The organism is Moraxella sp. K127 (assembly GCF_015223095.1).
In the GTDB taxonomy this organism is placed as follows: domain Bacteria; phylum Pseudomonadota; class Gammaproteobacteria; order Pseudomonadales; family Moraxellaceae; genus Moraxella.
Genome location: NZ_JADFBZ010000072.1, coordinates 1 through 10,700, shown reverse-complemented (window position 1 = coordinate 10,700; position 10,700 = coordinate 1). Strand labels below are relative to the sequence as shown.

Annotated in this window: 9 protein-coding genes; all 9 read right to left on the bottom strand. The window is 37.2% G+C overall.

The window, feature by feature from the left end; translation table 11 throughout:
- Positions 1-216: 216 nt before the first annotated feature.
- Positions 217-1,218 carry a GerMN domain-containing protein gene (locus IM753_RS12165; RefSeq protein ID WP_194109403.1) on the bottom strand — a complete coding sequence of 334 codons (1,002 nt, stop codon included), beginning with the start codon at positions 1,216-1,218 and terminating at the stop codon, positions 217-219.
- A 3-nt stretch (positions 1,219-1,221) separates the two neighbouring features.
- The gene (locus tag IM753_RS12160; RefSeq protein WP_194109402.1) at positions 1,222-1,944 is read right to left on the bottom strand and encodes a hypothetical protein; all 723 of its coding nucleotides are present in this window, start codon (positions 1,942-1,944) and stop codon (positions 1,222-1,224) included.
- A 35-nt stretch (positions 1,945-1,979) separates the two neighbouring features.
- The gene (locus tag IM753_RS12155; protein WP_194093002.1) at positions 1,980-2,486 is read right to left on the bottom strand and encodes a hypothetical protein; all 507 of its coding nucleotides are present in this window, start codon (positions 2,484-2,486) and stop codon (positions 1,980-1,982) included.
- A complete protein-coding gene (locus tag IM753_RS12150; protein WP_194109401.1) occupies positions 2,483-4,879 on the bottom strand; it encodes a LysM peptidoglycan-binding domain-containing protein in 2,397 nt (798 codons plus the stop codon). Before IM753_RS12150 ends, IM753_RS12155 begins: the two co-directional genes overlap by 4 nt.
- Before the next feature lie 48 nt (positions 4,880-4,927).
- Positions 4,928-5,656, bottom strand: coding sequence for a hypothetical protein (locus tag IM753_RS12145; protein WP_194093004.1), 729 nt, complete (start codon positions 5,654-5,656; stop codon positions 4,928-4,930).
- An 11-nt stretch (positions 5,657-5,667) separates the two neighbouring features.
- Positions 5,668-7,002 (bottom strand): DUF2345 domain-containing protein, encoded by a 1,335-nt coding sequence (locus tag IM753_RS12140; RefSeq protein ID WP_194109400.1) that lies wholly within the window; start codon positions 7,000-7,002, stop codon positions 5,668-5,670.
- A 32-nt stretch (positions 7,003-7,034) separates the two neighbouring features.
- Positions 7,035-8,192 (bottom strand): hypothetical protein, encoded by a 1,158-nt coding sequence (locus tag IM753_RS12135; RefSeq protein WP_115247931.1) that lies wholly within the window; start codon positions 8,190-8,192, stop codon positions 7,035-7,037.
- Positions 8,189-9,586, bottom strand: coding sequence for a hypothetical protein (locus tag IM753_RS12130; protein WP_194109399.1), 1,398 nt, complete (start codon positions 9,584-9,586; stop codon positions 8,189-8,191). The genes IM753_RS12135 and IM753_RS12130 overlap by 4 nt, the downstream gene beginning before the upstream one ends.
- A gap of 76 nt (positions 9,587-9,662) precedes the next feature.
- The coding region (locus IM753_RS12125) for a DUF2345 domain-containing protein (RefSeq protein WP_194109398.1) at positions 9,663-10,700 on the bottom strand (1,038 nt) is incomplete at its 5' end.

The window sequence follows — 10,700 nt, the reverse complement described above, 5'->3', positions numbered from 1 at the left end:
AGATTGAATGATTGAATGGTTAGGTGGGGTTAATGAGAATGATTTAGGAGTGATTGGATTGTAGCATGGGAGGTGGGAGGGGGTCAAGGGGTTAAGAAAAAACACAGCTGGAAGCTGTGTTTTTTGGGAGATATGTTGTAAAGAGTGTGGTTTGTAATGAATCAAATTAAATGATGGTGGTTTTTTATGTTTTGGAATTTGATGGGCAGTCTCTTATTAAAAATCACACTTTTTGATAGGCTCGTTTGTAAAAAAAGTAGTTTGGTAGTTGTTTATTCCATTAATGCAGATTTGGACATATCGCACACTGGGAAATTGTTCAGCAGTTTTTGTAATATTATAGTCAAAATCTATAACATCTTGCGGACTTTCAATCTCCAAATGCTCACTTCTAAAATTAATATAAGCAGTATGGTTCTTGATTTTAACATTAAAATCTTTAATGCCCAGCGTATTCGTGATGTAGCCCTGTTTTTCCTCATCTGTCGTAGTGCCATCGAGATAAGCTTGAATGGCATCCCTTAAGGGTGTAATTTGCGAGACATTTCTAAATACACACTGCCTTTTGTTTGCATGGATGTTTTGTAAACTTATTTTAGCTGTTAGTTTACCTTTTTCTTGCATATTTGCTATAGATAAGTTATCAGATTCATTAATAAGCTTTTCTAGTAGCAAACCATATTCTTTTCTTATGTCTTCATCTCTTTTTGGAAATTGACCCGCTATACTCTCATCCGAGTATTCCCATAAAAACATAGACTTACAGTTATTATGTTGGCAGATATAATAATGCTTCTCGTTTTCTAAATCCCCTGTGATTTCGGATTTGACTTTTTTGTTGGGGTTTTCAAGAGATATCCATGAACTTGGATAAATACTTGCATGATAAGTTATGTCATCCAAAATTAGACTGATGGTTGCATGATAGGCATAGTCAGACACTCCCAAGTCATTCATTGGGTGAATTTGTCTATATTTGGTAAAGTATTTTATGTCTGGCATATGGTTTAAGCGATTGGATTTTTGCCAATAATTACACAATAAACCATCTTCATATCCAAGTTCAAAATCTCGACAGTTTAGCGTGATGGTTGGATTGGGATTAGTGTCCTTTTGGGGACTAGAGTCAATAACTGAATGTGTGGCGTTATCAGCATTACAACTGGTGCAAAGGATGGTTGGTAAGATCAAAAATGACAACAACACAGTATTTCTCATAGTCTATCCATCAAAACCATCACACATTGAGTCCACATCAATAGGGTATTGCTTTTGATTTGCAAGATATGATGGGAGGTTCATATACTTAGTTATGTCATAAGTATCATCCATGACAATTGTATAAAATTGATTTTCGTGATATTTAAATGTGACATCATAATTCAATCCATTTTCATTAACCATGATGAATTTTACTTGATCATTCAATAAAGTCACTCGATTTATCGGGTCTTTTAGAATTAATTTGCCACAACTACTCTCTAGAACCATTGTATCGCTTTTTGTATCAATAAAGGGGATTATCGCACTGCACATGCAGTAAGAATCGAAGCCACCAACATACCTTCCATCAATTCGTTCCAAACCACTTAGTTTGTTATCCGCCAAATTGGTTAGGTAATCTTGATGACGGTGTAAAAATTTTAATCTATTTTTATTCTCTATAGTATAACACCGCTGTCTTTCTTCTGTCCGAATATTCTTATCACAAATCTCTGATGTTTTTTTATTCCAATCACGTTGATTTTCTTGTAAAGCAATTTTTAGCTTTCCTGATAAATTGGAACTTAATTTTGAGTAAACATGATGAACCTCATCAATATTCGATTGATGACTCGCTTCAACACTTTTGTTTTTATTGAGCTGAATTTTTTCTTGACCACTGTTACAGGCGGATAGGGTTATAACGGTTAAGAAAATGATTAATACACTTATACGATACATAAATCTCACCATAAATAATTTGAATTTATCAGTAACTAAATATTATTATTTATTAAGATTGCATCTTTTATGTCCTCTTGAAATCTGTAACAATAATTTTCTACATTTTCATAACTGTTTCTATATGAAATAATATTTCCACTAACACATATTAGGTCATTATCTTTCCAATATCTTATAGTTGGTGGATTGTTTATCATATATCCATCTTGATTTGAAAAATTTGTCACTACTAATGTTAGTGGAAATAATACATTATTTTTAGGATCAAAAACTGCGAAATAATGTGAGAATATTTTATCTTTCCTATTATTTAATGGAATTTTTGATATAATCAAATATTTATTTAAATCAAAATCCGGTTTTTCTTTTTTCTTATTTTGCAATTTTTTAAAAAATTCTTTGTTGCAATATGATATGGATTGATAATCTGGTTCGCAAATGGTTACTTGGATATCATTTGCCTTGCAAGCTTGAATTAAAAATACAAACAAAAAACCCAATGCTTTTATAGCACAACCGATTAATTGATTTGTTTTCATTTTTCAACCTCTTTTTTGGTTTGGTGGTATTGTTGAATTCTTTCAAGTACAGCTCTAACACTCTTAGTGGATTTAGGGCTTGCTCTATTGGTTTTTGAATGATAAAAAGATCTGGCACCATCAGAAGCCACTCCATCTTGGCACTTGCGACCTTTAGGCATGCCTATAGATGCCCATTCTTGTGCAGCACCTTGCATTGCATCGTCAATGCTACCTTTGCCATATTTAATAAAATCCTTCAGCAAAGGTTGTTTGTAAACCAAGTACTCTCTAAATACTCTTTCTTGCATTTCTGCATTGTATAATTCATCGCCAGTTAATCCAATTTGACTCTTGGCGGCTTTTAGCGTAGATGGTATGGTTTGATATTTTCCTGTCGCAAACCGCCTTCTCGAATCTGTCCACTTATATGCCTCAGACAAGTATAATAGTTCATTGATAGTTTTGCCTGTTATCGTACCTGGACTATCTTGCATTTTTCCATATTTAACCCTTTGTCCATTAGGTGCACCTGCATTCCAAGCCTCATAACTACCCTCTCCACTAGCGATAATATCTCCCAACTGTTTAACCAATTGTTCAAGTGTTTCATTTTGATTATTGGCAACTGGTAAAGGCTTGATAAAAGTCGCCCTATACCCCTCCAATAATATCTCCAAAGGGTCAGCTAAGTCAGCTCTTCTTTCGTAAATATTGGCTTTTTTAATTGTTAGGTTATCTGCTCTATCTAGGGAGTGTCCTTTGCCAGTAAAATATTCAAAATGCAACATTGAGATGTTTTTGCCTTTTACTGCTTTAAAAGACATAGGAGGTCCAGAACCATCCGCATTAGCCTTTAATACGCCTGTTACACCCAATGGCTCTCCTTGATTTATGGATTTGCCTATCCTGCCTTTTAGGTGCTCTACCGACTCTGGGTCAAGTTCTCCATATCTGATTATAAATTTTCTACCATCTTCTGTGACATGACTAATTGTTACTTGATGAGTGCCATGATAAAAATTTTGAACAGCGAGAATTTTTCCAGATGCTATACTAACCACTACACTACCTGACTTGGCATTGTTGTCAGCATTTTGAATGCGAGTATACAAGTCTCGCCCAGCGTGCTTACGCCCTCCTTTTCTGTTCCAATTAAAAACCGCTTGGGTTGCCCCTTCTTCGCCGAGCTTTCTTCTCCAATCAAAGTTGGCGTAAGGTTTACCTGGGTCATTTAAGGGCTGTTCTATCAAAGGGAATATAATAGGAGGCTTAGCTCTTTCAACCACCACCTTCGGTGTCCCACCCTCTTGACTTCTTTGGTTTTGTTCGGTTGTTTGTATGGGTTTTATTTCTGTTGGTTTTGGTGCTTGGGATGGTGTTTGGGTTTGGGATGGTTTGTCATTAAACAATCCTGATACAGCGTCTAATGCATCGTCTTTGATTTTGCCCGCTGTTTGACTGACCACATCAACACCCTCATTGAAGATTTTTGATCCATAGTCAATGGTTTGTTCGAATTTATCTTGTATCGGTTGGGTTTTTTGGTCTAGCCAGTCCATACCATCACTAAAAACCTCTTGTGCTTTGTCTAGTATACCACCACTTTGACCACTTGTGGAAGAGGCCTGGGATGGCACAGGTTGTGATGATGGTTTTGTGGTAGGTTGTGCAGGCTTAGGCGTGTTGGGCAGACCTGTCTTGATGTATTTGCCTGCCTGTATTTTGTTGGGGTCGGTAATGCCATTTAGGCGTTGTAAGTCAGAGATGGACTTGCCACTACGCTGGGCGATGCTACCCAAAGTGTCGCCTTTTTCTATTTGATAATTTGACGTGGTGATTTTGGGTTTGGTATAGGGATTGGTTTGGGTGTTTTTGGTTGTTTGTGTTTTGGTATTTGTGCTTGTATTAGCATCTCGCAAACCACTGTTTTTGGGTGGCACTTTTAAAACCCAGCCCACTTGAATTTTGTTAGGGTCTTTGATTTTGTCTTTGTTAAGATGATGTAGGATTTGCAAAGTTGTGCTGTATTGCTTGGCAATACCCTCTAGGGTTTCGCCTTTTTTGACTGTGTGGGTTTTACGGCGATAATCACCTTGTGTACCTTGTCTTGGCTGTAGTGTGATGGTTTGTTTACAGCATGGTGCTTGTACTCTGGCAATATAGGCATTGCTTTGATTGGGCTTTTGAACAATGATACGAGCAGATAAGGTGGTCATCGCACCTGTTTTTGGGTCTTTTACTGCGATGTCAAGTACACTTCCAATACGACGTCTCATCCATACGCCATACCCTCCACCATCAGAGTTGCCGGCACTGATGGTGCGCCCATTTTCACGGATTTCGTGGTAGAGATTGGGCATGGGTTGATTACGCAAATCGTGAAAGAGGATGCGAAGGAGGGTGGTGGGCATAGTTGTTCTCCGAGTTGGTTCAATAATATTGTTCTGACCTTTGTGATATTAATCTTTGTATATTTCTTGTCTTAACCTCTTCCTTAACTGCGATAAATCTTTGGATTGACAATATTGCATAACCTTTTTATTAGTGGATTTTTGCCAGCCTATATCTTGGAACTGGTATGCGTCGTAATTTTGTCCGTTTGATGTGCAGCAGGCATAGTGACCAACTAAAGCCTTACATTGCAGATTATCTATAAAAGCTTCCTCGATATCAGATTGGGGTAAAAAATTTACAATATCGACATAATTAAGATATGATTTTTCGCCTGTGTGTGGAAGTTTTTGAAATACTGCATCAACACCATTTATGCCCATATCAAAGTATACTTTCTCTTTATTTGCCAAAATAACATTTGATTGTTTTGGCATCCAAAATACGGATAAACTTGATGGATTGGGAAATTTTGTATTATTATCATAAAGCTCTATCGCTCCGTTATCTCTAATCCCAACCAAAAAAATACCATCTTTCACAACATATAATTCGTTTGGATTTTTTGAATTTAATAACATATCGAACTCCCCATAGTGATGTATTAGGTAATTGTCATAGCGACTATTACCATTCACAATCATATTCTCATCATTAATTTTTTTAATGATTTCCTGATTTAATCCAATACTATTTAAATCTGCCTGATCTGCATAATGCAATAAAGATATATTTTCGTAACTCCTGCAACTTGTCAACAACAAAAATACACTTATGATGAATAAATATTTAACCATAAATACACTCACTATTTTTTAACAGTACACATTTTCCAAACTTCTCTTTGTGGAGACATGCCTTGGGAGTTAACCTCATTCCATCTAGAGCCATTATATCTTTGAACCACCTGCTCCCAATCAACAAGCTGTCTGCAACGTGCATAACCCTTCACAGAGGTTAATTTTGTAGTTGGTCTTAACTCGCCCAGTTGCACAAAATATTGATAGTCTTTCTGCAATTCACTATCTAAAGCACTACTTATGCCAATTGCACCATTAGTCGCAGCTATTCCTGCACCAACAATACCTCCATTAGCGTTGCTCATGCCTCTAGTTCCTGCGGTTACCGCAATATCAGCAACTCTATCTTCGACATTCGATTTTTGATCTGCATCCCACCATTCCATAAATTTATCCCACCAAGAATCATCATCACTCCCAAGCCACTCACACTCTTCATCTTCATCAGAATTGCAAGCAACACTCTCTGGATCGCCATCAAAATCTGTTTCGACCAACTCCAAGCCCCAATCGGCATCTTTAAAACCAATAAAGACATCAATCTCTTCTTGATCCTCAGACATGATGGTGCCGGTTCGACCATGCTCATCCAAGACTCCTTCAATAAGCTGACCTGAGCCAAGATGAGCAACATATTCAATCTCATCAAAGCTATATTGATGAAACAAGTCATACACATCCACTTTATTGCTAAAAGGTTTAACAATATGGGGTAAATTAGGCAACCTAAACGGCACCCCCTCACCCCCCTCCATCACCTTCTCATTACTCTTGACTCTAAACACCCCAGGTGTTGTGATAAACACGCCTTGTTCGTTCATTTTAAACTCAGAACCACAGATGTTGATGGATAATTGAGTGGGGCTTGTGATTTGGATTTTGCCTTCTGTTGAGATAATCTCTATGTTGTCTTTGGCGATGTGTTTGATGTTGCCTTGTTGAGCTTGTAGCTCTATGTCGTCTTTGGCGGTGTAGTGTTTAATGCCTCCGGTTTGGACAAAGACTCTGATGCCGTTTTGGACGGTTAGGTTGTACTTTGAGGTGGTGGCAAGGCTTAGGTCTTTGTTTGTGGTGATGGCAAGGTTGTTGTCAGTGGTGATGTGAATGTTTTGTTTGGCAGTCAAGGTCATGCCCGCCAGTGAGCTAAGGACGATGTGTGGGTTTGATAGCTCTGGATGGCTTAGGATGTCATCTGAGTCGTCATCATGGTGATTGACATGATGGTCATTGATGTCCCTACCTGTCATGCTTGTGTTAAGCTCATCTAAGGTGGGCATGAGCGTGTCATCCAAGGCTCGCTCTTCGCATTGTGCTTGGATGCTACGTAGCTGATGCAACTGCATAATAACACCATAACAAACCCCCTACAATCTTATTAACTATATCTCAATGAATCGCCATCAACACCATGTGTCATCAGATAGTTGGAATAAAATTTCTCATAACGATGCACGACTTGAAAGTACTCATTGACCATCGCATTTGGGTTTTGATAAGCATAACCATCTCTTTGTTTTAACTCTTCAAGAGTAATATATTTTTGCCCCTCTGCCAAAGGATAACGCAAATGCTCTAATCGTAAAGGATTGTTGGGAATACCCTCTGTATTGGGTGGGATTTCTTTAACATAGTACCAGTCGGTTTCTATCCAATCCACACCACCAATTCCTGGATCAGCGATAGAATCGTCGCCGAAGGGATCACGATAAAACTCACTGTACCAATCATACAAACCATATTCTATAGGTCCCTCTGCTCGTCTAATCAGTTTGGTGGTGGCAGGGTCATCAAGATACTCAATATGCGTGCCATTAAACTCAGAAGCTCGTACATCAAACACCTTGATTGATTTTAAAGGACTGTCAGGCAGATAAAGACCAGATTGCTTGATTTCTTGTTCGTATTTAAAGGCTTTTGGATAAACAAGATAGGTGGGGTAAATGTCGGGTTCTTGTAGGTAATGGATAGAAGTAGCATATTCTTTTACATCTCTTTCCCTTTCCTTGCCGTCTATCACATTAGACAAACCATGTCCGATAGACTTTCCCTGCTCTCCACCTTTTAAAAAGGAATCTAGCTTTGCAATCTCGCGAGAAATCTTACCAAAATCATGGGCATCTTGTTTGGTGGGAAATGCTTCACCAATGGTAAATACCATACGGTACTCATCCATCAGGCGAGTCAGTGTATAAAAATCCAACCAAAAACTAAAAAATTCATTGGGAAATTGTTTTTTTAAAGACACGCCTTCTCGCAATTGATCAATATATCTGTTGAGATAAGTTGAAACCACAATGTCCATCCACACATTGTAAGGATTCCAATTATCAAAACTCACTCGCAAGCGTTGTTTATTGATGCCGTCCATTCTTAATGCAACTTCTTTTAGTTGCAGTAGCAAATTTAGCATTTGTTCGCCAATTTGCCAATCAAAACAGCGACACACAGACCAACAAGTGATTTGTTGATAGGGGTTGAGTAAAAATTGTGGCTGATTGCCATACATCTTAAAAAGATTTGATAAATTATTCATTTTTTGGCGGTTCCATCTAGGTTGATAATAATGCGATTATTGAGTAATTGTTTGTCATTATCAATATAACCCCAACCTGTTTCTGCTCGTTTAGAAACTTTGGCAGGGTCAGGAAAAAATACAATCTGTTCTGTTCCTCCTTGATACCATAAATCGGTATGTTTATCAAATTTTTGACTGGCGGCAGGACCACGCCATACTTTCAATGTCTCTCCCGCCTTGATGTCATAAGTGACATACTGCCCATTGGCACTCCAATCAACCTTAACCGCCAATCTGTCTCGCCAGTCATCACGGCTTTTTAGTTGTTTAAAGACTTTTTCGGTAATCCAAAATTCGCCAAACTCACTACCTTTGGGAGCAGGTGCAATAACACGGTATAGTCGCATAGGTCCTGTTAATTGCACTGCTTGCATACCTCCTTTTTTAGAAAAAGTTGCGATGACATATTCATAATCCTGGGTTTCATCCCAAGGCTTTTTTCTAAATAAATTTGGATAGCCTTCTTTTGCTTTTTTTCTCACCTTAGTTTTTTCAAATTCTGTAATCTCCAACGCTGGAAACGAAGCAGTTTTCTTTAGAAACGGTAACTTTTTTGACTCCAAAAACGCTTTGGTCTTGCTGTCAATTCTACCATAATAATGCGAAGAAAATCTACCAGAAATAGCTCGATAAGTAGCCAAATCTTCTTTTTCTAATTTGATAATCAACGAATCCACACAGTCTTGAAGTGGTTTTAGTAACTCACTTGCTTTTTGATTCAATCCATCTCGCACTGCTTGTAACTGTTTTAATAACTCATTATATTTTTGCTCTGCACCACTTGGCAGGTAGTCTTTAATTTTTTGAAAAATCTGCTTAAATTCTTCTATTTTTTTGTCGTATATGGTAATCAGTCCCTTTACATTGGTAATGTCGGCATAATGCTTTCTTAATGCTTGAGCTAATTCCTTAAAGGGTCTGTGCCAACCCAATTTAGACAGATATTTTCTTACTTGTTCATGCCCCAACAATTGTTTAATATAAGGCATTGATGCATCTATTGCTTTATCAAATTGCTGTGCAATTGGTAGGTTTCCAGCAGTTTTTGATATTGCCATAAATTGTAGATAGACAATTCTTAATACCCCTTTGAGTAGGTCTCCCAATGCAGGCACTAAACCTACCATCATAATAACCAGCAATAACCATTTTAATAAGCTTACCTCATTAGGCTTAAAACTTCCAGATTTGCTCCCGTCTTTATATATTAGATACACACAAGCACAAAAATCTCTAAAATCCAACAACCAAGCAGCAACAACACCAACACCAGTTGTACTTAAGGTAATACTAATGCCAGCATTGGCAATAACTTGAGATGGTGTCTGTTGCTCATTAAAATCACCTTGCAATAAACCCCATAGTCAATCCACCATCTCCTTGGTTGATTTTATAGAATCATTAAAAGCCGTTATTACATCTTGAAAATTACTCATATTCATCTCCCAAATAAAAGTTGTTACCTCTTAATAACTCACTCAAATCCGACTCTAAATTTTTATATTGTTTATGAGGCTCTTCAGAGATACCGTCAGGAAATTGGTAATCAACATTAGCAATGCCACTTTCGTCCAACTGGTGAACAATGCTTTTGCCATCTTCATCTAATTTTCCCTTAATTTTCGTTCCGCTCTTCATGCTAATGATGTAATCAATCGACTTTATCGGCTCATCATTAACCAAGTCTCTGAGAGCAAGTTGTATCCAACTGTCAGCATCATTAAAACTTGGTAATTTTATACCTTCGCTTTTAGCGGATAATATTTCATGGCTAGATGCATGTAATTTAATATCTCCATTTGTACCTATTTCTATACCATCTTGTGTTAATTTAATGTAGGAGTTTCCTACACTAAGATTAATTTCACTTGGACTGGTTAAATTAATATTATTGTTTTGAGTTGCAATATTAACATTTTGTTTTGCATGAATTGATATATTAGAAGATTGAGCCTGAAGCTCCATATCTTTGTTTAGTGAATTAATAGCCAATTCATTTTGTGCAGTAATTTGTATATTATTAAATGCACTAAATAACCCATTATCTCCTGCGTTAAGATCGACATTGTCTTTTGCGGATAGATTGAGATCTCTATTTGAATAAGCTACCAGCTCCTCATTTGCTAATAAGCTAATATTACTAGGGCTGGTTATTAAGATATTTTGATTCGCTGTCGTCAAACCCTCATTAACATCATCATTTCCTATAATTTTATATTTAGCATTTTCAATATCTACAAGATTTTTCCCAAAATTTTTAACAAACTTGGAATTTAACTCTTTCATTTCTTGATTTATATCATAAAATACTTCAAATAATTTTAGGGACTCTGGACGATATGCAAAACCTTGCTTGGCATTTTCAGCAACAAAACTAGTAATAAATAGTCCCCTACCCGCTCTTATCACCCCATGCCCATCAGTTCTTACCTCAAAGCCCTCGCCTCGGTATTCACCTCGTCCTTG

Excerpts from the sequence above, each read along its gene's own strand:
- IM753_RS12165 (WP_194109403.1), bottom strand. The coding sequence starts at position 1,218 with ATGAGAAATACTGTGTTGTTGTCATTTTTGATCTTACCAACCATCCTT.
- IM753_RS12160 (WP_194109402.1), bottom strand. The coding sequence starts at position 1,944 with ATGTATCGTATAAGTGTATTAATCATTTTCTTAACCGTTATAACCCTA.
- IM753_RS12155 (WP_194093002.1), bottom strand. The coding sequence starts at position 2,486 with ATGAAAACAAATCAATTAATCGGTTGTGCTATAAAAGCATTGGGTTTT.
- IM753_RS12150 (WP_194109401.1), bottom strand. The coding sequence starts at position 4,879 with ATGCCCACCACCCTCCTTCGCATCCTCTTTCACGATTTGCGTAATCAA.
- IM753_RS12145 (WP_194093004.1), bottom strand. The coding sequence starts at position 5,656 with ATGGTTAAATATTTATTCATCATAAGTGTATTTTTGTTGTTGACAAGT.
- IM753_RS12140 (WP_194109400.1), bottom strand. The coding sequence starts at position 7,002 with ATGCAGTTGCATCAGCTACGTAGCATCCAAGCACAATGCGAAGAGCGA.
- IM753_RS12135 (WP_115247931.1), bottom strand. The coding sequence starts at position 8,192 with ATGAATAATTTATCAAATCTTTTTAAGATGTATGGCAATCAGCCACAA.